At 57.4% G+C, this 25,079-nt stretch carries 30 protein-coding genes and 2 pseudogenes; 21 read left to right on the top strand and 11 right to left on the bottom strand.

Features of this window, described 5'->3' with window-relative positions; genetic code table 11:
* The first annotated feature begins 1,075 nt into the window (after window positions 1-1,075).
* From BLS34_RS12090 to BLS34_RS12045, 12 genes are all read left to right on the top strand, one after another.
* Window positions 1,076-1,516 (top strand): hypothetical protein, encoded by a 441-nt coding sequence (locus tag BLS34_RS12090; protein WP_093150596.1) that lies wholly within the window; start codon window positions 1,076-1,078, stop codon window positions 1,514-1,516.
* 97 nt (window positions 1,517-1,613) lie between these two features.
* Window positions 1,614-1,928, top strand: coding sequence for a hypothetical protein (locus BLS34_RS12085; protein WP_093150594.1), 315 nt, complete (start codon window positions 1,614-1,616; stop codon window positions 1,926-1,928).
* 1 nt (window position 1,929) lies between these two features.
* Window positions 1,930-3,171: a phage Gp37/Gp68 family protein gene (locus BLS34_RS12080; RefSeq protein WP_093150592.1), complete on the top strand. Its 1,242-nt coding sequence runs from the start codon at window positions 1,930-1,932 to the stop codon at window positions 3,169-3,171.
* Complete coding sequence (locus BLS34_RS25425) at window positions 3,168-3,353, top strand: hypothetical protein (protein ID WP_139189258.1); 186 nt, start codon at window positions 3,168-3,170, stop codon at window positions 3,351-3,353. Before BLS34_RS12080 ends, BLS34_RS25425 begins: the two co-directional genes overlap by 4 nt.
* 3 nt (window positions 3,354-3,356) lie before the next feature.
* The gene (locus BLS34_RS12075; protein WP_093150590.1) at window positions 3,357-4,313 is read left to right on the top strand and encodes a PD-(D/E)XK nuclease-like domain-containing protein; all 957 of its coding nucleotides are present in this window, start codon (window positions 3,357-3,359) and stop codon (window positions 4,311-4,313) included.
* A 9-nt stretch (window positions 4,314-4,322) separates the two neighbouring features.
* Window positions 4,323-4,589, top strand: a complete 267-nt coding sequence (locus tag BLS34_RS12070) for a hypothetical protein (protein WP_139189257.1) — start codon at window positions 4,323-4,325, stop codon at window positions 4,587-4,589.
* 60 nt (window positions 4,590-4,649) lie between these two features.
* Window positions 4,650-4,811: a hypothetical protein gene (locus BLS34_RS25880; RefSeq protein ID WP_175474202.1), complete on the top strand. Its 162-nt coding sequence runs from the start codon at window positions 4,650-4,652 to the stop codon at window positions 4,809-4,811.
* Window positions 4,808-5,932, top strand: a complete 1,125-nt coding sequence (locus BLS34_RS12060) for a hypothetical protein (RefSeq protein ID WP_093150585.1) — start codon at window positions 4,808-4,810, stop codon at window positions 5,930-5,932. Before BLS34_RS25880 ends, BLS34_RS12060 begins: the two co-directional genes overlap by 4 nt.
* The gene (locus BLS34_RS12055) at window positions 5,929-6,393 is read left to right on the top strand and encodes a hypothetical protein (protein ID WP_093150583.1); all 465 of its coding nucleotides are present in this window, start codon (window positions 5,929-5,931) and stop codon (window positions 6,391-6,393) included. The genes BLS34_RS12060 and BLS34_RS12055 overlap by 4 nt, the downstream gene beginning before the upstream one ends.
* A gap of 3 nt (window positions 6,394-6,396) precedes the next feature.
* A complete protein-coding gene (locus BLS34_RS12050; protein WP_093150581.1) occupies window positions 6,397-6,930 on the top strand; it encodes a dCMP deaminase family protein in 534 nt (177 codons plus the stop codon).
* Between the two features lie 3 nt (window positions 6,931-6,933).
* Window positions 6,934-7,077, top strand: a complete 144-nt coding sequence (locus BLS34_RS25875) for a hypothetical protein (protein ID WP_175474201.1) — start codon at window positions 6,934-6,936, stop codon at window positions 7,075-7,077.
* The gene (locus tag BLS34_RS12045) at window positions 7,074-8,669 is read left to right on the top strand and encodes a recombinase family protein (protein WP_093150578.1); all 1,596 of its coding nucleotides are present in this window, start codon (window positions 7,074-7,076) and stop codon (window positions 8,667-8,669) included. The genes BLS34_RS25875 and BLS34_RS12045 overlap by 4 nt, the downstream gene beginning before the upstream one ends.
* A gap of 364 nt (window positions 8,670-9,033) precedes the next feature.
* Here BLS34_RS12045 and BLS34_RS12040 read toward each other — a convergent pair whose 3' ends face one another.
* The gene (locus BLS34_RS12040) at window positions 9,034-9,606 is read right to left on the bottom strand and encodes a DUF6647 family protein (protein ID WP_093150576.1); all 573 of its coding nucleotides are present in this window, start codon (window positions 9,604-9,606) and stop codon (window positions 9,034-9,036) included.
* A 119-nt stretch (window positions 9,607-9,725) separates the two neighbouring features.
* Between BLS34_RS12040 and BLS34_RS12035 the strand changes: the two genes are divergently transcribed.
* Window positions 9,726-9,989: a helix-turn-helix domain-containing protein gene (locus tag BLS34_RS12035; protein ID WP_093150574.1), complete on the top strand. Its 264-nt coding sequence runs from the start codon at window positions 9,726-9,728 to the stop codon at window positions 9,987-9,989.
* A 296-nt stretch (window positions 9,990-10,285) separates the two neighbouring features.
* Here BLS34_RS12035 and BLS34_RS26745 read toward each other — a convergent pair whose 3' ends face one another.
* From BLS34_RS26745 to BLS34_RS26490, 6 genes and pseudogenes are all read right to left on the bottom strand, one after another.
* Window positions 10,286-11,008, bottom strand: coding sequence for a phytanoyl-CoA dioxygenase family protein (locus BLS34_RS26745; protein ID WP_425441435.1), 723 nt, complete (start codon window positions 11,006-11,008; stop codon window positions 10,286-10,288).
* A gap of 32 nt (window positions 11,009-11,040) precedes the next feature.
* Window positions 11,041-11,463 carry a glycine-rich domain-containing protein gene (locus BLS34_RS25420; protein WP_139189255.1) on the bottom strand — a complete coding sequence of 141 codons (423 nt, stop codon included), beginning with the start codon at window positions 11,461-11,463 and terminating at the stop codon, window positions 11,041-11,043.
* The gene (locus BLS34_RS12025; protein ID WP_093150570.1) at window positions 11,456-12,040 is read right to left on the bottom strand and encodes a GNAT family N-acetyltransferase; all 585 of its coding nucleotides are present in this window, start codon (window positions 12,038-12,040) and stop codon (window positions 11,456-11,458) included. Before BLS34_RS12025 ends, BLS34_RS25420 begins: the two co-directional genes overlap by 8 nt.
* Entirely contained in the window at window positions 12,028-12,798 is a 771-nt protein-coding gene (locus tag BLS34_RS25415; RefSeq protein WP_139189253.1) for a sulfotransferase family 2 domain-containing protein, read from the bottom strand. The genes BLS34_RS12025 and BLS34_RS25415 overlap by 13 nt, the downstream gene beginning before the upstream one ends.
* Complete coding sequence (locus BLS34_RS25410; RefSeq protein ID WP_139189251.1) at window positions 12,780-13,238, bottom strand: glycine-rich domain-containing protein; 459 nt, start codon at window positions 13,236-13,238, stop codon at window positions 12,780-12,782. The genes BLS34_RS25415 and BLS34_RS25410 overlap by 19 nt, the downstream gene beginning before the upstream one ends.
* 71 nt (window positions 13,239-13,309) lie before the next feature.
* Window positions 13,310-13,465 (bottom strand): annotated as a pseudogene (locus BLS34_RS26490) (IS5/IS1182 family transposase); the annotation flags it as partial.
* Window positions 13,466-13,538: 73 nt separating this feature from the next.
* Between BLS34_RS26490 and BLS34_RS12015 the strand changes: the two are divergent.
* The 3 genes and pseudogenes from BLS34_RS12015 (at window position 13,539) to BLS34_RS12010 (ending at window position 16,160) form a co-directional block, all read left to right on the top strand.
* Window positions 13,539-14,678: pseudogene (locus BLS34_RS12015) on the top strand (IS3 family transposase).
* 171 nt (window positions 14,679-14,849) lie between these two features.
* Window positions 14,850-15,566 carry a hypothetical protein gene (locus BLS34_RS25405; protein WP_139189249.1) on the top strand — a complete coding sequence of 239 codons (717 nt, stop codon included), beginning with the start codon at window positions 14,850-14,852 and terminating at the stop codon, window positions 15,564-15,566.
* A 120-nt stretch (window positions 15,567-15,686) separates the two neighbouring features.
* Window positions 15,687-16,160: a hypothetical protein gene (locus tag BLS34_RS12010; protein WP_175474200.1), complete on the top strand. Its 474-nt coding sequence runs from the start codon at window positions 15,687-15,689 to the stop codon at window positions 16,158-16,160.
* Window positions 16,161-16,174: 14 nt separating this feature from the next.
* Here the strand turns inward: BLS34_RS12010 and BLS34_RS12005 are convergent, their stop codons facing one another.
* Window positions 16,175-17,113, bottom strand: a complete 939-nt coding sequence (locus BLS34_RS12005) for a hypothetical protein (protein ID WP_093150566.1) — start codon at window positions 17,111-17,113, stop codon at window positions 16,175-16,177.
* A 148-nt stretch (window positions 17,114-17,261) separates the two neighbouring features.
* On the opposite strand from BLS34_RS12005, the gene BLS34_RS12000 reads away from it, so the two are divergent.
* The 4 genes from BLS34_RS12000 (at window position 17,262) to BLS34_RS11985 (ending at window position 20,931) form a co-directional block, all read left to right on the top strand.
* Window positions 17,262-18,047 (top strand): hypothetical protein, encoded by a 786-nt coding sequence (locus BLS34_RS12000; protein ID WP_093150564.1) that lies wholly within the window; start codon window positions 17,262-17,264, stop codon window positions 18,045-18,047.
* Between the two features lie 67 nt (window positions 18,048-18,114).
* Window positions 18,115-18,753, top strand: coding sequence for an AAA family ATPase (locus BLS34_RS11995; RefSeq protein WP_093150563.1), 639 nt, complete (start codon window positions 18,115-18,117; stop codon window positions 18,751-18,753).
* A gap of 464 nt (window positions 18,754-19,217) precedes the next feature.
* Complete coding sequence (locus tag BLS34_RS25870) at window positions 19,218-19,775, top strand: hypothetical protein (protein WP_175474199.1); 558 nt, start codon at window positions 19,218-19,220, stop codon at window positions 19,773-19,775.
* Between the two features lie 589 nt (window positions 19,776-20,364).
* Window positions 20,365-20,931, top strand: coding sequence for a tyrosine-type recombinase/integrase (locus BLS34_RS11985; protein WP_093150557.1), 567 nt, complete (start codon window positions 20,365-20,367; stop codon window positions 20,929-20,931).
* A gap of 4 nt (window positions 20,932-20,935) precedes the next feature.
* On the opposite strand, the gene BLS34_RS25400 is transcribed toward BLS34_RS11985, so the two are convergent.
* Both BLS34_RS25400 and BLS34_RS11980 read right to left on the bottom strand, forming a co-directional pair.
* A complete protein-coding gene (locus BLS34_RS25400) occupies window positions 20,936-21,277 on the bottom strand; it encodes a hypothetical protein (RefSeq protein ID WP_139189247.1) in 342 nt (113 codons plus the stop codon).
* 188 nt (window positions 21,278-21,465) lie between these two features.
* Entirely contained in the window at window positions 21,466-22,836 is a 1,371-nt protein-coding gene (locus BLS34_RS11980) for a transposase (protein WP_093150555.1), read from the bottom strand.
* A gap of 303 nt (window positions 22,837-23,139) precedes the next feature.
* On the opposite strand from BLS34_RS11980, the gene BLS34_RS25395 reads away from it, so the two are divergent.
* Window positions 23,140-24,429 carry an ATP-binding protein gene (locus tag BLS34_RS25395; protein ID WP_139189246.1) on the top strand — a complete coding sequence of 430 codons (1,290 nt, stop codon included), beginning with the start codon at window positions 23,140-23,142 and terminating at the stop codon, window positions 24,427-24,429.
* A gap of 333 nt (window positions 24,430-24,762) precedes the next feature.
* Here the strand turns inward: BLS34_RS25395 and BLS34_RS11970 are convergent.
* A partial coding sequence (locus BLS34_RS11970; RefSeq protein ID WP_139189244.1) for a transposase occupies window positions 24,763-25,079 on the bottom strand: 317 nt, incomplete at its 5' end.

Genomic DNA, 25,079 nt, shown 5'->3' with positions numbered 1-25,079 from the left:
GCGCTTAAAGACGAAGGCGTTGTATTCCGGGTCCGGCCGGTCGAACAGCATCACGCCGCCACCGCCGGCCGTGGCTGAGCGCCAGTATCCGAGCCGATCCTGCCGACCTTCGATATAGAGCCCCCGGGGCGTGTCCCGGACCAGCGTCGATTGATCGAGCAACCCGATCTTCTCGAGCTTTTCCGCCACGTTTTGAGACCATACTCCGCCGGCCCCTTGCCAGACTTCGACCGCCTCGACGAGGTTGGGCGCCCACAGCCGCACGGCCGCCTGCGACGGTATGGTGGCGGCATGCAGCGGCTCCAGCCCGGTATCGTCTTCACCGAACAGTGCGGCCTCGAGCGCGTCCAGCACGTCCTGTGGTGGGGCCCAGTCGTCGGCGAAGAGCCCGCGCACCTGGGAAAGGCCGACGAGGCGGCCCGCCTGCCGGGTCGAAAGCTCGCGGGCTTGGCACGCCGCGCGCACCCGCTGCACCTGCTGACGCCGCAAGCCAGTAACCTGCTTGGCGTGCGCTGCAATCCTTCTGCCATACGTCATGCACGCACTCCATCTCACCTAACCATTGGCGATAGATATAGTTTTACTCAATTGCGTTGACAAGCGTGCAACCCGCTGCAACTCTAACGCGACTGAGGTGGTTGGAGCGAGAAAAGGGCCTGAGCCATGCCATGTGATTTCGACTCCGCCTCTGAAGCTGATCCACGCATCACCTCCATCGTTGCCGACGCCAGCGCAGAGAACATTGAGGCGCTGATCGCCCGATCGGATCCAGGAGCCCCCCTCGCTCAACTCAGATGCCTCCGCGCCCGCGTTGCGCCCACGCTTGAGGCCGATGGACCCGAGGGCCGGTCCGATATCCGCCTTCTGGATGCGGCTATTGAAAATCTATTGTCACATGATGTGACATAAAAGCTTTGACTTTTCACATAGTGTGAATATTATTGGGGCATCACCTGGATCGAACCGGTGATCCCTCCGCAGGGAGTGCGGACCTTTCTAGAGGACGAACACCGGATTGACGCGGGTGGGGCTTCGAACACCCCACCCACTTCCGGGCGCCTCTTGGAGGATCGCGATGCTGAACGCGTCCGAACTGCGCACCGACGGGTTGGTGCCTATCTCCGAACCGGCGCGGGCAATGCGCGCCCGCAAGATGCTGACCATCGACAAGCTGATGGCGGCACTGGCTGACGAAGCGGTGCAGAGTTGGCCGGTGGTGTTTGACCACGGCGGCTTCCCGCGGGGCCTGAGCGCCTTCGAGCCGCTGTCCGGTGATCTCGCCTTTGGGTCGACACCGGCACAGACCTTGGCGCGGAACGTGCGCCTGACCCTGGAGGGGGCGCTGGGCCAGCGGTTCGCCCGTGCCGATGGCGACTGGTTCATCGCCGGCCCGGACACGCCGCTTTGGGTGACGGCGTCCCGCTTCACCTTCGGCAGTGCCCTGGTGGGCGTGCGCAAGAAGGGCTTCCGAGTGGTGCTCGAGACTGCGCCGTTCGACCAGCGGATGGTGGCATGATGCGCGCCGTTCGCTCACTCCCTCCGCTGCGGCAGGTCGTCGGCGTCACGCTGGTCAGCGCGGCCTTCTGGGCTGCCATGATCCTGGTGCTGGCCGGATGAGCGCCGTCGAGAGCCTCGACAGGGCCGAGCTCCGGCAAGACGCCGCGCTCGCCACGCTGCTGGAGATCCGCGCGATCCTGGGCGGCGCCGAGGCAGTAGAGATGCCGAGCCGCTGGAAGACCCAGGTCTGCAACAACATCCTGTGGGGCTTGGCCTGCCACAGCGATCCGATCGTTGCTCGAGCCGCGCGCCGTACGCGCCGGGCTTTCGGCTTCCCGGCGAACCGGCTCGGCCGGCGCCTGTGGTTCAGCGTGCCGGTGGAGATCGACGCGAGCGGGCGTCCGCATATCAACTCCGACGACGGAGAATAGCATGGCTGACGGCACCCACATCGAGTGGACCGACGCGACGTGGAATCCGATCACCGGGTGCAGCGTCGTCTCCCCCGGCTGCACGAACTGCTACGCCATGAAGCTGGCCGGCACCCGGCTGCAGCATCACCCATCCCGGCAGGGCCTGACCATGGACACGAAAGCCGGGCCGGTCTGGAGCGGCGAGGTTCGCTTCAACGAGGGTTGGCTCGACCAGCCCATCCGGTGGCGCAAGCCGAAGCGGATCTTCGTGTGCGCCCATGGCGATCTGTTCCACGAGGCGGTTCCCGACGAATGGATCGACCAAGTGTTCGCCGTCATGGCGCTGTGCCCGCAGCACACCTTCCAGGTGCTTACGAAGCGACCGGGCCGCATGCGCGCGTGGTTCGAGGAGAAATGGCAGGGCACCCTTCCTCAAACACTCAAGTTCCCCGATGGGACATCCCTCGATATCCCGGCCGGCGGAGAGACCGGCCGCAGGGTGAAAGTCGAGGCCGAGTGCGAACTGTTCCTGCGCCGGTTCGGCTTAGCCGATCCCGAGAAGGACCACCTCTGGACCGACGACGGCAACTGCAAGGCGATGCAATGGCAGTGGCCTCTACCGAACGTCTGGCTCGGCGTGAGCGTCGAGGATCAGGCCCGTGCCGACGAGCGCGTGCCGCTGCTGCTCGACACGCCGGCCGCTGTTCGATGGGTCAGCGCCGAGCCGCTCCTGGGACCGGTGGATTTCACGAATCTGCGCGAATACAACCCCACCGGAAAGCCATGGATCGACGCACTGCGCGGCCTTGTGACGCGCGGCGACTACCTCGCGCGCTCGCCATCAGAGTGCAGCATGAACACTTCCACGAGGATCCCGGGGGAATTGCCGAGCATCGAATGGGTTGTTGTCGGGGGTGAGAGCGGCCGGGACGCCCGCCCGATGCACCCGGTTTGGGCTCGCTCTCTTCGTGACCAGTGCGTGGCCGCCGGCGTGCCGTTCCACTTCAAGCAGTGGGGTACATGGCACAGCGCGCTCGAGCACGACCCGGCCAGCCACCCCGACGACGTCACGACCATAGCGATGAACCGTGTCGGCGAGAAGGTTTACCGGTCCAGCGAAGTATTCCGGCTAGGCGCGGACCCAAGCAATGACGACTGGCAGACCTTCTGCGAGGTCGGCAAGAAGGCCGCCGGCCGGCAACTCGACGGCGCCACCTGGGACCAGTACCCGGTCGGCTCCGGTGTGGATGGTGCGGCATGAGGGACGTCATGATCGTTCTCTGCATCGCGGCGGCGGCCGTCTGGGCGAGCGTGCTGGGCGGTCTGATCCGCTCCGTGCTGCCGCAGATGCTGGTGCCGGTTTGGTTCCATGGCGCCTGCGCCCTGATCCTGCTGGTCGCGCTCGCCTACGTCGCGCTGCGCGTCCTGCGGCGGGAGGGCTGACCCATGGCGCTTATCCCCGGCGTGCACGCCAACCTCAGCGAGGCCTTCTACTTCAAGGATCCGGCCTTCTCCGCGTCGGACGCGATCGACCTGCTGTCCGGCATGTCGCCGGCGAAGTTCCTGGCCCGGCGGAACAAGGGCGGCAAGCGGACTCAGGCGTTGGAGTTCGGCCGGCTGGCCCACCGGATCATCATCGAGCGCAAGGCCGTCGAGCACGAGGTGCGGAAGCCCCGGAAGATCGAGCTGCCGTATCACGAGCCGCGGTCGCCCAACACCAAGAAGCTCCACATGACCACCGGCAGCGACCTGGTTCTGGACGGGCCGCTCCGGCAGGTCGCGCGGATGAAGGAGGCCATGGAGGCTCACCCATTCGCCATGGCGCCGTTCAACCACGGCGGCACACCGGAGGTCACGCTGGTCTGGGACAACCCAGCCACGGGCCTGCGCTGCCGCTGCCGGCTCGATTGGCAGCCGCCGGCCGGCTACCAGTTCTTCGCCGACTATAAGACCACGGTCTCGCTGCGCGCTGAGGACCTGGACCGGGCGATCGAGCGCTATCGCTACCACGTCCGCGCCGCCCACTACATCGAGGGCATCAAGGCCTGCGGGCTCCACGATGACCCGCGATACCTGATCGTGTTCCAGGAGAAGGATCCGCCCTTCGAGGTCGAGATAGTCGAGATCGACCCAGAAGACCTGGGCTGGGGCCGGATCGAGCTCAACTGGGCCCGGGCCGTGTTCGCCATGTGCGAGCAGACCGGCGTGTGGCCGCCGTCGGGCGCGTTCAAGAAGTGGCGGCGCGACGGTCAGTGGCCGGCCGCCGGCGAGGACGAGGTCTCCCGCGTCGGGCTGCCCTTCTGGGCCCGGCGCCGGCGCGAGGCCGAGCACGAGGCCGCCGCCTTCTCCACCGACTTCTTGCGCCAGGCGGCCGTTCGCCACCAGGCGCCACTCGATCGATAGGAGGCGATCATGCCTGACACCCGAAGTCTGCCATATGCCGACCAGAGCCCTATGGCGCGCGTGTCGCGCGAGCTTCAGGACGTGATGAAGGAACTCGACGAGAGACTGGAGAAGATCGCCGGCACCCGGGTCGCGTTCTCCATCTTCGTCTACACCGAGGGCCGCATGAACTATGGCGGCAACCTCGACCGAGACGAGGCCCTCCACGTCATCGAGCAGTGGTGCGCCGCCAAGCGCGCCGGCATGCCCGACATCGCCGCCCACAATCTGACGTGAGCGGATCCGATGATGGCAGCGCGCGCCAACAAGTTTCGGCCGGGGAGGCGAATCCGCAGCATGAGCGACTTGGCCCGCCAGATCGATGCGGGCCGGTGGTTCTACATCTTCGGCCCGCGCCCAAAGCATCCAAGCGTCGTCGCCTCCATGCAGTTCAGGCTTCTTCAGCATCGCATTCGCCAAATCCGGCTCGCCGAGCCGAACCAGGAGCAGAATCTATGAGCCAGCCGACCGACACCACCGCCACCGCCGTCACCATCCACGAGCCAGCGCCGGCCGCACAGCCGCAGCGCATGCCCGCGCCGCTTGCGACCGGCGGGCGGATCGCCCCCGTCATTCCGCAGGACCTCGACCAGGCCTGGCGCATGGCCCAGCTCATTTGCCGGTCCAACCTCGCGCCGAAGGACATGAAGACCGAAGAGCAGATCGTGACGGCGATATTCCATGGACTCGAGGTTGGCCTTCCGCCGATGCAAGCGGTGCAGTCGATCGCGGTGGTGAACGGTCGCCCTCTGGTCTGGGGTGATGCTGCCAAGGCCCTGGTGCTCGCATCGGGTCTGGCCGAAGAGATCACGGAGACGTGGGACGGTGAGGGCGAAAAACTGCGGGCCATCTGCAGGGTCAAGCGCCGCGGCGAGAGCGCCGTCCATGAGCAGACGTTCTCGGTGGCCGACGCCAGGGAAGCTGGCTTGATCGACAAGGACATCTGGAAGAAGTACCGCCGGCGCATGCTGCAAATGCGCGCTCGGGCCTTCGCGCTGCGCGACAAGTTCCCCGACGTTCTCAAGGGACTGGCCGTCCGCGAGGAGGTCGAGGACTACGCCGAACCGGTTCGAGAGGCTAGCGCGTCGACGACAGCCGCCGATCTGGCGTTGCCTCCCGCCAGCCAGCAGACCACGGCGGCTGCATTGACACAGGCGCCGGCCCAGGCTGAGGCGCCAGGACCAGAAGCGAAGCAGGAGCAGCCCGCGCCATCTGCCGCGGCCGCCCCGGCGGAAAACCTCTTCCCCGGCGACCAACCGGCGGAGAAACCAGCCGAGACCAAGCCGGCGGCCAAGAAGGCCGACCAGGCCAATGACCAACAGGCGGCCAGCCCCCAGGACAGCCCGCTGCACGTCAAGATCCCGGTCGATGACAGCACCGGTGCCGCAGACTACGGCGCCTACGCCATGGCGCTGCGGGCGGTGTTCTCGACCGGCGGGAAAGATGCGGCGGGCCGGGCCGAGTTCCTGCGCGCGAACCCGGCGATCGAGCGCCTGGCCTTCGCCGAGGACGTGCCGGCCGAGGAGCGCAAGGTCATCGCCGGGATCCGGGCCGACGCGAAGAAGGAACCCGCGCAATGACCGGCGAGAGCACCACCCTCGGCGAGATGTCGTTGACCGCCTACACCGCGATGATTCAGCGGCTCCGCGAGACCGTCACCCGGCACGGCTACGATGCTTACCGTGTCTCGGATCGTCCGGAGACCAGCGGGGTCTGGATAACCGTCCGCGCCGTCGACCGCTTCAACGCCCGGGACGAATGGTCGCCCGCCGACGTGCCGGCCATAGTGGTGGACGACCACTTCACCTTCGCGCTGTCAGAGGATGCCGAAGAGGTGGAGGCGAGCCTGCATGCCTTCGTCATGCGCCAGCCGAACAAACTGTCCCGTGAACGCGCGCACATCGCCTGGACATTCAACAATCAGGCCGAGCGCTGCGGTCACTACAGCAAGGAAGCCGCGGGCCCGGTCGTCGCTGCGATCCGCCGGGCGATGGACGAGTCCGGCCTTGTCGCGCTGACTCAGTCGCCGGTGGAGGGTTGAGCGATGGCGATCACCAAGTGGGATCTCCGCTTCATGGACGTGGCGCAGTTGATCGCGTCCTGGAGTAAGGACTCATCCACCAAGGTCGGGGCGGTGATCGCCGACCCCGCGCACCGGATCGTGTCGACCGGCTACAACGGCCTGCCTCGCGGTCTGGCCGACGACGGGGCACGCATGACCGACCGGGACGTGAAGCTCCGCCTCACCCTCCACGCCGAGCACAACGCCATCCTGTTCGCCCAGCGCGACCTGCTCGGCTGCACGATCTACGTCACCGCCCACCCGTGCGCCCACTGCGCTGCGCAGATCGTGCAGACAGGTATCGCCCGGGTCGTCTTCGCATCGTCGGGAAGCTACGAGGAGCGCTGGGCCGCTGACATCCAGCTTGCGGCCGAGCTCTTCGGTGATACGGGCGTCGGTGTTGAGCGGGCAGACCGCAGCGGCCTGGCCGAACTCCAGCGCCTCGGCCAGGAGTTTGACGCGCGATGCGAGCCCGACCAGCATGAACGTTGTGCCAGCGCGAACACGGAGCGCTGACCCATGCGCCCGGCCGACAATCCTAATCCCGAACTGCCTCCCCTGACGGAGAAGCAGGCCGCGGTTGAGATAGGCAAGATCATTGCCCGACGGCTGGCCGCGCAGCATCATGCTGAAGAGCAGCGCAAGCGGGAGGCCGCATCATGACCAGGGTGGGCGTCTACGCTCGCTATTCGTCCGAGCACCAGAGCGAGCGGTCGATCGACGACCAGGTGCGCCTATGTCGATCCTATCTGGAACGTCAAGGCTGGACCGAGGCCGCCGTCTATGCCGACTATGCGATCAGCGGCGCCCATCTTCTCAGCCGCCCGCAGGCGCTCCGCATGCTGGAAGCCGTGAAGGCCGGAGAGATCGACATCGTCCTGGCCGAAGCTCTGGACCGCCTGTCGCGAGACCAAGAGCATATCGCCGCACTCTACAAGCGGATCGGCTTCGCCGGAGCCCGGATCGTCACAGTCGGCGAGGGCGAGATCAGCGAGTTGCACGTCGGGCTCAAAGGCACGATGAACGCGCTGTTCCTGGCCGACCTTGCAAAGAAGATCAGGCGCGGTCAGATGGGCCGGGCCGTGGCCGGCTATATTCCCGGCGGACGTGCCTATGGGTACGACGTGGTGCGCGGTGAGCTCGACGCCAGAGGCGAGCCCGTCAAGGGATTGCGCGCGGTCAATCCGGACGAGGCTGAGATCGTTCGGCGCATCTATGCGGAGTACGCAGCAGGAGCGCCGGCGCGGACGATCGCGCACGGGCTCAATCTCGACGCTGTTCCGGCGCCCGCTGGCGGCAATTGGCGGGCTTCGACCATTAGCGGCAACAGGGAGCGCGGATCCGGCATTCTCTGGAATGAGGCCTATCGCGGCGCCTTGGTCTACAACCGGGTGCGCATGATCAAGGATCCTGACACCGGACGACGCGTCTCTCGCCCGAACCCGCGCGACGAGTGGGTGGTGATGGAGATGCCTGGCCTGCGGATTATCGACGAGCCGCTTTGGCAGGCGGTGCAGCGACAGAAGGGTCGGTTTGACCACAAGACAGGTCCGATCCAGCGGAACCAGAAGCATCTTCTGTCCGGGCTTCTGCGCTGCGGCGTCTGCGGTGGGACATATCAGATCCGGTATCAGGGGCGTTCCGCCTGCTCAACGAATCGTGAGCAGGGTGACGCCGCGTGCTCGAACACCCGGACAGTCGTCATGGCCGATGCCGTTAGCCGCGTGCTGGCCACCGTCCAACGCGACCTGAAGTCGCCGGACACCTTGGCAGCCATTGTCCGTGAATACGACGCCACGCGGAAACGGCTGGCGAAGGAGCAGGCGAAAACCGAAGGCCGCACACGCGCGCGCCTCCAGGATGTCGAACGCGAGATCGACAACGCCGTGGCCACGCTGACTCGGATCGGCTTCTCGGATGCAATGGCAGGACGGCTGAAGGCTCTCGAGGCGGAGCGCAACGAGTTGAATTCTAAACTGGTGCAACCGGACGACAACGTGGTGTCCCTGCATCCGAAGATGCTCGCGGAATACCAGCGAGCAGTCGACCAACTCGTCACAGCCCTGCGGAGCGACCCGGCCGATATGGCCGCGTCCCGTCAGGTGCTGCAGCGGGTCTTCGAGCGGATTGAGGTCCACCCGCTCCCGGGCCGCGGTCAATACGACCTGCGAGCCCGGACCCGGATCGAAACCCTAACCACGCTGTCTGGCGGTTCTTCGAATGTGCAATTTGTTGGTAGCGGAGGAGGGACTTGAACCCCCGACACGTGGATTATGATTGGATAAAACGAAAATACTCTATTATTTTTCAATTAGAGCAGATCGTGCGGTGACGGGATCACTTCGTGATCGCGTCAGCGTGCGCGAATCTGCTCTATCTCATTGTTTTAGAGGCAAATTCACCGACCATATTGAATGATGAAATGATTCAATATGGTCGGATTTGGCTCTAGTTACAGGTTGAATTACGTGGTGCGCTACAAAATGCGCTACATTTTCAAGCCTTTATGACACGCGGATCAGTGTTGATAACACAGTAACTGGAAACGCTCTTGCCCACCAGCGAAAGCGCCCTCCCCTGCCCCCAGCCATACTTCCGAAATCAATCCATCCGACCCTGTCACGGATGCCGGTCGCGAACACCGCAACCGCTTTCAAGAAGTATGAAGGCCCAATTGAAGTTCGGCTCCAAGCCGTTCTCCCGCATCCACGCCTCCTGCAGCTTGTAGGCTTCCCACTCGGTCTTCTGCGGGCAGAACCAGCCCTTGCTGCGGAACTGCACGAAATGGATCAATTCGTGGAGCAGAACGCTTTGGTGGCGTTTGTTGTTGATGTCCCAGGGGTTCGCCAGACAGATCTGCTCGTCCACGTTATCGTAGACGCCAGCCAACCGATCCCCGAAGTGCATGGGCTTGCCCTTGTAGATGTAGGTCGCCCCGTGATCGCAGAAGGCGACTGCGGGCAGTTGGTCGAACAGCTCCGATACGTCGTAGGGGCTGTGATCGCCAATCCAGCGCAGCAAGTTGGCCTGAAGTTCGGCGAGAGCGCTCCGATCAACCTCTCCGCCGCTGACGCGCATTGCATCAATTCGAGAAGCATCGGAGGCCTGGTTCTCGGGTGATCTATCCAGCGCGTGCGCGCTCGTCGCCGTGAGCGCGAGCATCCCCGCGCACAGAATGGTGCGTAACCGCATCCCGGTTCCTTTGGTTAGTGCGTCGAAAGGAAGAGCACCGTCGGCCGCTGTAGCTCTCTAAATTTATATAGGGATTATACGCCCTGTATTAAGATGATGCAAGCTGGTCGCTTGCCAATATGGAGGCGCGTCAGATCGTTGGCTGGAACCTGCGTCGGATACGCGCGGAGAAGGGCCTGACTATCGAAGAACTCGGCCACGAGGCCGGAGTGGACGCCTCTTCTGTTGCCCGCATCGAGCGCGGCACGGCCAACCCCAGCATTGGCGTCATTGAAAAGCTGGGACGGGCGCTGGGTGTGTCGCTGGTGCAGTTGTTGACTGAGCCGGAAGCGGGTGAGGTGCCGCCAAAGCCTCTTCCCGCTGGTCGTCGAAAGGCCCGATAAGGTGGGCACGCTTGTTCGCGAAGACTCCCCGTATCTGAGGATTTCTATCCCCGCCGCTGACCATCCCGCACAAGGCCGCCGAACATCCCGCACAAAAATGTTAACCTGAACGGCTTGCTCTTCATTCAAACGGCTCTCGCGTTTCGTCGGTCTGCTCTCAATCGACTTACTGCTCCTTCTACATAAGGGACCTAAGATGCAATCAGGACCAATACAGGCAGATCCTTTTCGTCAGCCCGGAACACATTCACGGACCGAGGTCAGAAGCAGGACCTTTTGATATGATTTCCCGTAAGCTATGTATCGATTTGGTCCTCCTCTCTGGGCGGCCGAGCCAACGACGTATGACGGTGCGGTACGGGGGTAGCACAGTCTGAATCGTATGCGGACAAGTAGACCATTCTACGGTGTCCGGCGCTGCCATTCTCGTCGCTAGAGTGAACAAGGTCACAATGAAACAATACCGCGTCACCAGCGGCTAGTTCAGGTGAAAATATATCTAAACGCTTTAACATCGTATCGAGAGTTTTTTCATTTATCGAAAAAGACCCGCAAACCGATTCGTGCAAATAAACACCTGCTAAATGGGACCCCAATATAAATTTAAGCAGCCCATTATGCTTCTCGCACGAATCTACGGCGATCGCCAAATGAAAACAATTTATATTATGCTGCAATGGAAACTCTTGATTACTTAATTTGTTATTCAGCATGAACCAAGAGTCTTGATGCCATGACCACCCTCTTCCTACCGTAGGGTATTTTGGATTCAATTTATATTGATGAACAAAAAAACTTCTCTTGAAGTACTGCCGAAACACTGACTTCACCCGCTGGCCGTGAAGAAGTTCCATGAAGTACCGGTCTTCTTTATCTAAATCATAAACAGAGCGATAAGCAGATCCATCTTTCTCGTACGCAACGTTCTGCGGCCCCGAATAAAGAACTCGATTGCAAGCCTCTGACAGCGAAGCCTTTTGATCCGCATATAATCCCGGTATGATATTTACTCCAAACATCTTCATATGATCTGAGAATGAAATTTTCTTCATCAAAAATGACCCTTATCGATATCTATCGAAAAACACTTGTAGAATAACTCTTTAGTACTTTGATATGCTACCCTAAGACGATCAGCGTTATCACCCAAACCAAAATACGGATCATGATGTAAATAGAATCCAAATATCCTATTACAGTCGTCAATATACTTTTCCGTATTCAGCATGTGGCAATGCCATACCTCGTCGATGTCCTTGCTGGGCGGTAAATCAGTGTTTAAGTAGTTCTTCACAAGATAAAGCCAAATACGATAATTTCTAATCGCCACATCCGCTCGTTCATCCGACCACCCAAGACCACCCTGAGTTTTAGAAACACAAAGATATCGGACCTTAACCTCTTGTAAATCGACACTCAAAACTATCTGATTGCAGACATTTTTATTATTTTCATGTAGTTGCAATTCAGTCATTTTTCGTTACTCCAAAGAATGAATCTTTCTTTATGGAAAAAATAATCTCATCTACACGTCTCCCCTTGAAGATAAACTGTTCCTGAAGGACCGCTTCCCGATTCCAGCCTTCATCCTCATAGCCTCGGACGGAAGATCTGTTTGACGCATAAACTCGCCCTTGTATTTTATATAAATTAAAAAATGAAAACATCGCTCGGACGATAGTTGGCCTCGTAATTTTAACGACTCCCTTGCCCCAGTGTCTCTTTTCACCAATCACGACCCCGATCTCTCCAACCTTGTGAATTGGACTCCACTTCAGGGAATAATATCCGATTAACTCACTGTCGTAGAAGATACCTATTAATACGGAATTTCGAGTAAAATGTGATTTAAAAAACTCTTCTATATCTCTTAAAGTCTGTTGGTGAAACCTAACTTCCAGATAGCGAGTAACCGAGAGATCATGAAACCAGGTCAACACTTTCGAACAGTGACTGGTATCATTGACGACTGATAAGCAATATTTATCATCAAAAGTTTGAAAAACTTCTTGAGGGACAGTTTCTTCATAAGATCTATTTATTTCACACATTCCACATCTCTCTTCTTAAAATCCTCTTCTTTCACCCATGCGCATAGTTCGTCATCATACTTGTTATAGAACTTCATTACTTCGTCGAAGTAATCGGGAAATGGCGTATCATCGCGATCTGGAGCTTTGTTGTCGTGAACATCTGTTGAATTCTCTATCTCTAAGAGCTTTTTCAACCTAACGAGAAATTTTTCGGTCTGATCCATATGGCCAATCAAAACAAAATGATCTCTTATATTATTTTTTGCAAAATTTAGAATCTGTGAGTCGATTTCAAGTTGATTTGTACCTGATACGATCCTTGTTTGATCATTAGTCAACGATAATACTATCTGAGTGTTGCAAATTTCTTCGATATCAAAGTTTTTCTCTTCACAAATTCGCCAGTATGGAGAGTTATTTCTATGCCTATACATTTCCTTCCAATAGGATCTGGCTCTCTCTATTGGATTTCGCAATGTGGTGATATATTTTATAGGTTTATTAACTTCTCTATGGATTCCGAAGGGCATATTGCATAGAACAATCTTTACCATTGGCGAAGAGTTTTGAATAATTTGTATTGTTTGATTTGCCGAATCGCTATGAACGTCGAAACTCACAGCTTGATGTTGGGACAACCTCCGCCCAGGAAAAAACAGATTGCGGAAATAATGTCTACCAATATTTTGGGCAACAAGCGTTCGGATGCTGTTGCCCATATTTTTTTCAATGTGTAGGTAGTAGTACATTTGTGCTACTAACTGATTGTCGGCCATTCCTTACCGAAAAGCTCTTTGTATCGCGATTTTGTGTGCAAAAACGCGACCTCACGCCGTTTTTTCTCTTGTTTATCCCCTATTCCAAAATATGGGAAGTGATGCAAATACTGTCCAAAAATCGCAGACGTATCGGTTACGTACTTAATCGAGTCCTTCAAGTAGATCTGCCATAAATCCTGGCAAATAAAATCCGGGGGCACTAACTCGCCATAGTAGACACGCTTCAAATATAGCCATTCCTTGAAAAGGGACTCTACGGCATCTGCTTTGTCTTGTGACCAGCCTAATCCTTCTTTATCTTGAGATCCACAAAGAAATTGAGATTTAAGCTGGGTGAAATCAATATCAGAAATATACTGCCGTGCTTCATCGTCGTCTTGAATGCGCCCCAAGGTGAGTGCACTTACAGCCCCGTGTTTACATCCGCTCTCAGGCATTTTTTCATCCCCCAAGATAGTACATATTTATGGTATTGCGCTATCATCGCGAGAGTCAAGACGTAGAGACTCTAGGTGACCGACTCATAAAAGCGCATCCATATTCGGGAAGCGTCGAGTTTTACGAGAGCGAGGTAGTTGGCGTCGTGCTTTTCGTAGTGCGCGGCGACGGCCCAGAAGTGTTTGAACTTGCTGAAGAAGCGCTCGACGAGATTGCGGTATCGGTATGACCTAGGTCCGTGAAAGTGGTCCGGGGTGACGGTTAGGATCTGGCCGTATCGAGGCTTTGAGGAGGTCGATATGAGCCGGAAGAGATTTACGCCAGAAAAGATCATCGGAATGCTACGGGAAGCCGAGGTTCGGCTGAGCCAGGGGGCGACGGTCGGTGAGATTTGCCGGGGCCTGGGCGTGTCAGCGCAGAGCTTCTATTGGTGGCGTCGTGAGTACGGCGGCATGGAGGTCAGCCAGGCCCACCGTCTGAAGGAGCTGGAGCGGGAGAACGCCCGGCTTCGCAAGGCGGTGTCCGATCTGACGCTGGACAAGCTGATCCTCAACGAGGCACTCACCGGAAAGTATTGAGCCCTTCCCGCCGTCGCCGCTGTGTCGAGCACGTTGGCGCTGCGATCTCCGTGTTCGAGCGCCGGGCCTGTCTGGTTCTCGGGCAACGCCGCTCGACACAGCGCAAGATCCCTGAAGGACGAGCGGACGAGGATGTCCTGACCCGGACCATCATCTCGCTCGCTTCCCGGTTCGGCCGCTATTGCTACCGGCGCACCCATTCGCTGCTTGGGCAGCAGGGATGGGAGGTTGGCCTGAACCGGATGAAGCGGATCTGGCGGCGGGAAGGGCTGAGAGTTCCAAGCAAGCTGCCTAAGCGGGGCCGGCTGTGGCTGAACGACGGTTCCTGCATCCGTCTGCGCCCGACCCATGGCAATTATGTCTGGTCCTACGACTTCGTCCAGGACCGCACCCATGACGGTCGTACCTTCCGGATGCTGACGGTGATCGACGAGTACAGCTGGACATGTCTAGCGATCCACGTGAAGCGCAAGCTCAATAGCCAGGACGTTCTACACGTGCTCGGCAAATTGTTCGTGCGACATGGTCCGCCGGAGCATGGCCGCTCTGACAACGGACCGGAGTTCGTAGCTCTCGCCGTCCGGACCTGGCTCGACCGGCTGCAGGTCCGCACCCTGTTCATCACCCCGGGCTCGCCCTGGGAGAACGGCTACAACGAGAGCTTCAACGGCAAACTCAGGGACGAGTGCCTGAACCCCGAGATCTTTATACACGCTGCGTGAAGCCCAAGTGCTGATCGAACACTGGAGGTGCTTCTACAACACCGAACGACCGCACAGCTCGCTCGGCTATCGACCTCCGGCTCCCGAAGCCTTCTTGCCCGCTAAACCGCCTCTCGGATACGGTCTAAGCACCAGCTGAAATCGTGCGGCCAGTTTGGCCAGACTCAAACTCTCCGACTGGACCACCTAATTGACCCCGGTCGCGCTCAGTAAAACCGTCAACATAAAAATTGAGGCAATTAAATTGAATCTGGATCGTTTCGTGAGCGATGAAGAAGATGGTAATTTTAAAATAAAGGCTTGAGGAAGCATGGGTATCAAGGACGGGCATCCCGGTTCCATATTTGAGTGGTTCTTTGACTCTGATCAAGGTTCCGACGGAAGAGCTGAATTTATGTTTATCCAATATGGAAGCCATAGGGAAATGTCGCTATTGACAAAAGCATGTATCGAACGTCAATCTGAATTCAATGACGCGCTAGGTTACGAACTTTTGTTCCTCTTCTTTAATCCTATTCAAAATTCGAGAACCCTGGCTAAGGATGGAAGATTCTTACGAGAAAATTTCTCTAAGGAAAATCCCACGCAATTTCTGTATTCCGGTCTTGGTGAAGCTAGAGCTCTGCCAGAATCATTGGTTGAACTGGGGAGCTCACGCTTTCGATCTGAACAACCGAATGGCTTGTTTTTTAAGTCACTTGCCAAGGCCGCTTCTGATGCCCACGAGCATGCAATTCCATTTTTTCAAACGGTGTTTGACATCACACCGCGCACCAACAATCTCATAGTTGCACACCGATTACAAAAATCTGTTCGCATTTACAAGTTGGGCGCACCATTAAACTTGTCGTCCGACGACATAATAAATTTGGTCAAGGCCATGCGTCCGATAGCGAAGCACTCAAGAGGGGCGGTGGACTTAGATTTGATGGATAGGACTGTTAAAGAATATCTGTTTCGCGCAGATTTGAGGAACGCCTTTTTGCGCACTTGGGACGTGATCCGTTCATTCGTTTCAAAAAGATAGCGTCTCAAAAACTCACAGACTGGCTCGTATTAGATCCTCTCTTCGACTGCGCTAAATAGATAGGAAATCGAGATTCTCTGACCATAAGCTAACAACATGAACAGCGATGGAGCAGAGACAATGACCCACTTGGCGAAGCTGACCCTGAAGTCCGTCCAACGCGAAAGCACGTCAGACCCCGCGCTTGCCCGCCGACGTAAATTAGCGACCGCGCTGGATGAACAGATGCATGTGGTGGCTGCGGCCAAGGCAGGCGAGCAGTACCATGCCACAATCCGGCGATGGCAGAAGAACGACGCTGGCGAACGGGTGCCCGTCCACACTGAGAAGCGGGTCCGTCCCTGGTTCTTCGAGCAGGACGGCGGTTGGTACGTTCAATGCCGCTATGGTAGCCGCGTGCTCCCACTCAATGGAAAAAGCAACGCGGTGTTCGTTGAGAAGCTTGAGGAAGTCGCGCCTGCGTTCGATGCCCTGAAAGCAGCGGCGATGGCGGGCGAACTGGATGCGGCCATCAATGAAGCACTCAAAACAGCTCCACGTGGGCGCAAGGTCGGTTCGAAAACAGTGGCTCCCGGAAGTGTTGCGAAACACTGATGAGACAAGCGTTCTCAGCGCCCCACTGAAAGAGCGGCCCTAGTACTTCTCTCAAGTTTTTGGGTTTCGCGTTTGGCCTCCCGATCCTGCCATTCGTATCGACGGATAATGCGTTCTCGAAGGTCGGGGTAATCGAACCGCAGCGCATGTGGTTGAATGTCATATTTCGGGAAGCTTCCGCGCGCTGCGTTTTCGGCGATCATGCGAGCAGTTTCAATCCACCGCCTTGCGCCATTGGCGAGGTTCTTGCGCTCTTCCATATCGGGCGTTTCTGTCGGCGTGTCTCGGCTTGCAAATGCATCAGTGCGAACCTTCCAATGCGGATGCTTCGGGTTCATGGTTTGGTAAAGCGCAGCCCGATGGTACCGGCGCAGCGCATCGGCTCGAAAGCGTCCCTCCGCGAGGCTGTACTTGGCAGGAGAAGGCTTCAATGCTTGGTGCTCCAAGCCAAGCCGCTGGACGATCTCCGCCAGACCATTGGCGATCTCGGAGTTCGTGAGGCCGACTGGCACAGCGAGGATCATCGTCTCCTGCTCACCATAATCCAACCACTCTTCTTCGAAGAAATAGCCCAACTCGTTGACGAGATCCGGGTCTGGGTCGATGCCATCCCCTGTTTTGCCAACCAACCACACTTTCGGCTTCTCACAGCTGAACCCAAAATTCCGTAGGCCGACATTCCGCCACCAGTGTCGAAACAGCGTGTGCTGGACGTCCCCGAGATCGTCATAGACCGCGAGCACCTCGTCAAAATCATCGGGTAGCGCCTTTTCGTCGAGATCGGCACCAGCGCGATGACGCCTAGCAAGTTCATAGCTTGGGCTGAGCGCTAGATACTCGAACCAGTAAACGTACCGATAGATGTCCTTCACCCAGAACCACGGCTGCTCCTGGTCTGCCGATGTGAACCGACCATAGAAGTCGAGTGTCTCACCGATCCCTCTGATTTCCATGCGCCCTGACCCCAAATCGCGGTGACGTCAAATTCATACATATAAGATGCAATACCTTGAATGTATGCGCCCTTATATGATGCATCAAGGTATCTCCTTCGAAGCACCGCGATCCTCGCGTTGTGACTTAATTCGAAGGAATGAAACGATGTCAAAATCCACCCTCCAGACCGACGCTGCGGCGTTTGCGCGTGAGATCCGTGCACTGCAGAAGCAGCGGAAAACCTGGGAAGACGGACTATTCAAGAGCAGCAACAAGGAGCTCTATTCGATACTCGAGAGGTGCCACACTGTTCTGCAGCAGTTGAGAGAGGATCGGAAACTCCGAAAAGCTCTTACAAAAGCGCTAGACGACCTCGGTATCCCCTCGCGGAGCAACACGAGCCCGGAGCTTAAAGTCGTCCGATCCGTCTTCGGCAGCGAGAACAACCGGATCTACGCGTACGTACGTGTTTTGCAGACTGCAAAAGCAGATCTGCCCAATGATCAAAAGTTCTCCGATTGGATCGAAGAACACGGAGGCGTCGAAGAAATTCGTCGCAAACCCAAGGATGGCCCGAGCGCAGCCGAACTCGCCAAGCGACACCGAGAGCTCGCCGAAGAGCGGCTGTTCTCTGAAACGCTGATTTCCCCGCGTTTCACGCCAGACGACAGCCTACAACCCGCGCCCGATGGCGACTACGCATTCTCTGTCGCCCTCGTCCGGATCGAGCCTGATGGCAAGGCCGGTATCATCTTTGGGAGCGGGAAGACGACCCTCGTGAGGGCCGTTCTCTCGGAAGCGGGAAAGCGGCTATCGGAAGCTGGTGACGCTATGGAGCCCGTAGCGGAAGCGCGAGCAAAGAACCAGTCTCGCGAACAATCGGTGTCCGGCTTCATCAACTACGACGATGAGATCGAATGCGTCGACGATGAAGCAACACTAGCAGCCTGAGACCTGATCTTGGAGGCGCTGCCCCCGGCGGCCCCTCAATCGACCTCCCACAGAAAGGAGAACCAAAATGAAAATCTTCCAAAAACACTATGAACCGCTCGACTTCAACGACCTGGTCTTTGCGGACTCATCGACTAGACAGCGCCTCCTTGAATATGCCGAGAACAAGAGGCATGGCAGCATGCTGTTCTACGGCCCATACGGAACCGCCAAGACCACAACGGCAAAGATCATCGCCCAAGAACGTTCTGCGGGTCTGGGCTTCAGAGGCGACAATTTCTATCGAGCAACAGATCTCAGCAATGCGAGTTTCCAGCGGATCGCCAACACGCGACGCTTGGATCTCTTTGCCGGAGTGCAGCTACCAGTCACCATTGTCGATGAAATCGACAAGGTGCCAGATGACCTGCAATACAAACTACGATGGGAATTGGACCTGAACTGCGAAGTGGGTACGTTCATATTTACGACGAATAAGCTGCATGCGGTCGAGCCAGGACTACGGCATCGATGCGACATCGTCGAACTGCCGCTGGCGAACACATCCCACTGGTTAGACAGAGCCCGATGGATACTTGAACAAGAAGGTATCAGTCGATCCGATGCCAAATTGTTGGAGTTGATCGAAGGTGGGGACGGCAGCATCCGTGATCTCTTGCGAAAGCTTGAAGATATCAGCTTGAGAGCACCTCGCGTTGCTGCGTAGGTCAGCGCCCAATCACCCATAACACCAGGATCGCCAGGGCCAATCTGGCGATCCTGAGGACACGCCTACGAAGCATCTCAGCTATGCCTGTCGTTCACTCGAACAACCAATTTGATATCGGTCTAGCGCACCACCATGACCGTGAATTACGCGCGTAATCCTGCACTACGTCAGTCGCTCCGTTGAGAACCCAACGGCGGCATCGGTCGTTGAGGCGCTTGCAAAGGCCCAACATCGATGGTGTTTGCCGGAGCATCGGACGCCACCTTGATTGTCTTCTGATGTTTACGCTTCACGGGCGCCGGGATTGCCCTCCGAGCTTTCACACTACGGCGTTTGGGCGCACCTAACTTGCGTGCCATGGCGAGGACCTCCTCGCTCGTCGACAGCATCAGTTGCAGCGCCTCAAGGCGGGCTTCCCAGTTAGCTTGATCCAACTCACCTCGGATGGCGTTGAGGGATGTTTGGATATCTTGGAGGGCCCGGCTGCTCATACCGTATTTACCCTTGATCGGGGTGATGCAAAATCACCATCCAGAAACGATAAGTACTTCACCCTCTCAAACTGCGCGGGGCGCTCTTTTGCTAGCAGGCCCCTTTTCGAGCTCCCCAAGCCAAGCCGCCTCACATCGGGCATTGATCTGGCGATGGCATGCGTCGCTGAGTTCGATGAAGCGCTCGGCCAATGCCTCATACCTGCCCGCGTCAGCGAGCCTATACCCATAGTGCTGCAACTTGCTGGCGCAGATCGCGATGGCGCCGATGCTGGGCAGCGCATCGTGGAAACGAAGGCCACGCATGTAGCTATCGCTGCGACCGAGCCAATCCCTGCTGAACTCGCTTTCGCTGGCAACCAGCCGGTGCTCAAGCAACACGTCCAGCACCTCATTCAAAATCGTTCTTCTCACTTATTTCCTACCTCGTTGATAAATAACAGCAGATACGAGGGATTAGCCATCACTGCGTATTTATCTGCGCATCGCGCTCCACAGAACGGCGTTGAGCTTGCCAACCGATGTTGATGCCAGCGGACCTCGCCCGCGCAGACCGCTCCAGCAGAGGCGGATCAACAAGCAAAGTCGCAACGGGCTTGTAAAACCTATGCGGCAGGAATGAGAAAAGAGGCTGGCAGCCGCCAGTACCTCATATGTGCCATCGGGCCGGTGATTGGGTCCTTAGGCACTGCGTTGCGAACAACTCCACGCACGTAAAGGCGACAGCGTAACCCCGTCTACCAGCTCTCGGCTGGTTGTGCGCAATCACTGACGGAGGCACTCACAGAGAGGCCCGTCATAGAGAGGCTAGATGCCTCTCTATGACATCAACATCTACAGAGATCGCCCATCCCGTTGAGGCTGAAAGCATTGCGTTGATGCGAACGGACGTGTGAGCGCAGCGAAGACGAACGAGAGCTGAAAACGCGTTGGCGCTGCGAAGCAGCGACGGGAATGCCGTGAAACAGAAAACCTAATAGAATACACATTCCATGAGATTTTGAAGTAAGTCGTTGAGATATATGGGTCTATGGAGCGATCTAATTTCGGTCGCCCAACCAATACCTCAGAAAATACAGTCATTTATGACGAAGTATTTGGTTTTCGGAGGTTCTGAATGCGCCAAGCCCAAACGCTCAACGAAGCCCAACTCCGACGAGTGCTACACTACTGCCGCAGCCGACGTCATCCGGAGCGGGACGAAACAATCGTGCTCGTGAGCTTCCTGGCCGGTCTTCGTGCCAAGGAGATCGCCGCACTTAAAGTGGGCGATGTCTACGACGTGGGCGGCGCCGTGCGCGAGCAATTCGTGCTCGCAGCGGAACAGAGCAAGGGCGGCAAGACCCGCACGGTGTTCCTGAACCAGCGGCTACGGCGCGCGTTTGCGGACTACGCGGCGACGATCAAGCTGGATAACCCAGCTCACCCGCTTTTCGCCAGTCAAAAGGGCGGGCACTTCTCCGCCAACACGATGTGCCAGCTCTTCATGGAAATCTACCGGGCGTGCGGGCTGAAGGGCGCCAGCAGCCACAGCGGGCGCCGGACCTACATCACCCGACTGGCGAACAAGGGCGTCGGCGTGCGTTTGCTCGCGGAACTGGCGGGACACAGCCACATCTCGACGACACAGCGATATATCGACGTGAACGTTGATCAGCTGCGAGAAGCTGTCGAAATGCTCTGAAACCTCATGGCCAAGGAATGAAGTACGATATGTTGACATCAGTCGGCTGTTGACCCCTCCACCAATAGTGCGTTCGGCCTTCTCTGCTGAGCTGGTCGTAGTGCTTCTTGAAATTCTTACCGTTCTCTCCAGCCAGAATCGCGGTCATGGTTTCATTGTAGTAAAACTCAATATCCTCTTGAATATCGTCTATCAGAACATTCCCCGTATCGATTTTGCACATAAGTTTTTTATTTTTTATGTACAGACTTAGTCGAGAAAGTTGATGAAAAACGTCTTCCGTAGTATCGATGCGATCAACGGTTAGATCCATTAATGTGATAAGCTTTTCGTCGGGTCTGTTCATTTTCTATATCTCGTCACGGTTTAAATCTAGGGCGCGTCCGTATAGCTTGAAGATCGTAGTTCTGATGGTGATAGTGCCTCATGATCAAACGACAGCACAGGGTGGATACTGTTGAAGAAGTCGGCGGTTGGATCGCCGTTGAGGCATGGCGATGCTCCCCGGGCCTGGGCGCAAAGGCGTCCCGACCGTCAGGTTGCCGGCATCGGGCTCTGAGCGATGCAGATCTTGGCGAGTTTCCGGAGGTTCTGGGCGGTGGCGGCGAGGAGGAACTCGTCTCGGGCACCGCAGGGGCCGCGCAGTCGCAATCGGCCGAGCTTCAGGATGCGTTTGAAGTGAGCGAACAGCATCTCGACCTTCTTGCGCTGTCGGCGGGAGGTAGCATAGGCCTCGGTCTTGGCGATGTCGCGGGCCATGTCCCGGGCGCCTTCATGGATTGATCTGGGGATCTTGCGTGCTGGTTCCTTGGGACAGCAACTCGGCTTCAGCGGGCAGGCGTCGCAGTCGGACTTGCTGGCCCGGTAAATCCGGGTGTCGTCCTTGGTCACGCCGCTCCGCGGCTTGGTGAACGAACGGCGGTTGTTCTGCAGAAGCTTTCCGCCGGGGCAGGTGTAGGCATCGCTGTCATGATCGTAGGTGAAGTCCTCGCGCGAGAACGTGCCGTCGGTGCGCCTGGACTTGTCGAAGACCGGGATGTGCGGCTCGATCCCGCGGACGTGGACCAGCCAGTTCAGCATCTCCGCCGAGCCGTAGCCGGTATCCCCGATCAGACGCTCCGGCCAAAGATCGAAGCGCTCTCGGGTGCGGTCGATCATGGTCCGTGCGGCCCCCACCTCGGCCTGCCGTACCGCGGTCGTCGCTTCGACGTCCGCGATGACCGCGTGATCCACATCTATGAGATAGTTGGTGCAGTAGGCGTAGACCGCCGGTCCGCCCCAGGATGCGGTCCAGCGCGCCGCCGGATCGGCCGGCGAGAGATGCTTCGGCGGGACCGGTGTCGCCGCGCCGAACGCCGCATCGTCGAGAACGGCCAGGTACTCCTCCACGGCGCGACCGGCTTGCGGCAGATCCTCGGTCCTGGCCACGCCGCGCTGCCGGTGGGCATCCGCCACGATCAGGCTGGCATTCACCGCAAATCCCTCGCCGCCGACCAGGCCTTCCGCCATGCAGCGCCGCAAGACGGTCTCGAACAGCTCGCGCAGCAGGTCGGACTCCCGGAACCGGCCGTGGCGGGTCTTGGAGAAGGTCGAGTGATCCGGCACGTCACCTTCCAGGCCGAGCCGACAGAACCAGCGATAGGCCAGGTTCAGGTGAACCTCCTCGCACAGCCGCCGCTCCGAGCGGATGCCGAAGCAGTAGCCCACAATCAGCATGCGGATCAGTAGCTCCGGATCGATCGACGGGCGGCCGATCGGACTGTAGTACGGTGCCAGATGCCGGCGGAGATCCGACAAATCGACGAACCGGTCGATGGCCCGCAGCAGATGATCGCCGGGCACATGTCGTTCCAGGTTGAAGCCGTAGAACAACTCCTCCTGCACCACCGTCCGTTCACCCATCATCGGCCCGTCCTCCCGCTACAGGAGAAGTGAATCAGCGCCTCGGATCCGCGGCAAGATGGCCTTTTTCAACAGTATCGGTGGGGAGGGGACGTTCGCCGCGCGAAGCACGAGCGGGAGCAACCAGGAAATCGCGAGCGGGTGGCTACTTGGGGGCGACGCACAATTATGTCCAGTTACAGTCGACGGCTAGATATTGTGAACCCTCTTGTTCCACCTGTCATGTTCTGGCTTAGTATTGGCATCGAAGTCGCGCGCTGCGTGCGCCGGTGCTCATTTTTCAGATTTCAATATGGAAGGTGATAGATGACTGATTTTGTTTTCGAGGTTTTTGTACCGAACGGAACCCCTACGCATACTTACGTGAAGAGAGCCGAAGAAAAAAACGAAGAAAAGCTCGCCGCTGCCCTCGACATGCCGAAAATGGTGATCTCCATATCTGGCCCATCCAAAACGGGCAAAACAGCTCTAGTTGACACTCTCTTAACGGCGGACCGAATAATCCCCATTACCGGCCAATCGCTCAGCTCCTCAAACGATCTTTGGCAATCAGTTCTGCGCTGGATTGGTGGCCCGGAGGAAGTCGAAAAGATCAAGGAACGAATCCTGAAAGCAGGTGCGGCAGGTAAGGTAAGTGCTGAAGCGGGAGTGATTATCGCCAAAGGAAAGACTGAAGGAGAAATAAACGGAGGTATTGAGTTATCTGCAGCTACGTCGCAAAAATTTGGCATTGAATTCTTTGAGTCAGTAGTAAAAGAGCTCAACGAAAGTGATTTCGTGGTGTTCTTAGATGATTTTCATTATATTGAAGAAGAAGTGCAAATCGAAATTGCTAAATCGGTCAAGGCGATCACAGAACGCGGCGTTCGCGTTTGCGTTGCCTCTGTTCCGTACAAATCAGATGACATGGTTCGCGCTAATGACGAGTTGACAGGTCGTACATACTCAATTCTTTTCGACTACTGGACCGTTGATGAACTGAAGTTCATTGCGAGTAGCGGCTTTTCGGCTCTCGGCGTTGATATTGCGCCTGCAATAATCGACAAAATCGCGACCGAAGCCCTTGGTTCGCCACAGCTAATGCAATCCCTGTGCTTGAATCTGTGCCTTGAAAAAGGCATCAGAAACAAACAGGTTCTGGAGGAAAGAACCGAAGTTTCTGAAGCGGAATACCGCGCTGCCTTAGAACGAACAACGCTTCAAACTGACTATTCGAGAACGGTTGAAAAACTGCACACTGGCGCGAAAGAGCGCGGAACACAGCGGAAAGAGTTCACGCTGAAAGATGAGTCTATAGGCGATGTATATCGTGCAATACTCCTTGCCCTCATCGAAAACCCGCCAAGACTGAGCTTTGATTACGACGAGATCATGGGCAGAATAAATAAGGTCTGTATAGACAAAACTCCGGTAGGTTCGAGTGTCCAACTCGCTCTCAAGCAAATGGATGGAATTGCAAAAGATATAAAGAGAGACGCCCCCGTACTGGAGTGGGATGACGACAAACTTGAGGTCACGAACCCATATTTCATGTTTTATCTTCGGTCCTCGCAGAAGATCGATCACATCCATAAAAAGAAGTCAGGTATGGTTTAATCGAAGGGCTTAGTTTTGAAGTGCTATTGAATGCCCGTTGTCGGCCAGCCTTCGGGTGTTCGCGGTAGCGCCTCTGAATGACCGCTTAGGGTCGTAGCTAGCGGTTTCCTTGCTGAAGGATCCTTACCAGCCCAGCTTCACCCAGAAACCCGTTCTCTGTGGCCCGAAGGGCTCTGTCGGTGGTGAGTTCGTCTGGTGAATAGTGATCGTGTCCGACACCAAGCGCCGCCAGCAGTGCCTCCTCCGAAATCTTTCCCGCCTCGAATAGGTCGAATAGCCGTTCGACCTTCGATGTCTCCCTCGGTTGCGGCACCTCACTAGAGCGTTTTCGGATCACTCATGATCGTACCCTGTAGCGGTGAAGTAGTTTCTGGCCTCTTCCGGCGTGACGGCATCGATGGCCTGAGCGATTGCGTCCCAGAGGTCTTGTAGGGTTCGGGCGGCGGCCTTTTTGAGTAGCGCCTTGATCTTGGAGAAGGCCAATTCGATCGGGTTGAAGTCTGGGCTGTAGGGCGGCAGGAAGCGGAGCTCGGCGCCGGCCCGCTCAATCGCGTCGCGGACTGCGGCGGGCTTGTGAGCCGGAAGGTTATCCATCACGACGATGTCGCCTGACCGCAGTGTCGGTACCAAGACCTGCTCGACATAGGCGG

The organism is Thalassobaculum litoreum DSM 18839 (assembly GCF_900102465.1).
Taxonomy (GTDB): Bacteria; Pseudomonadota; Alphaproteobacteria; order Thalassobaculales; family Thalassobaculaceae; genus Thalassobaculum; species Thalassobaculum litoreum.
The sequence above is the reverse complement of the archived record's forward strand: the minus strand, read 5'-3'. Positions and strand labels throughout refer to the sequence as shown.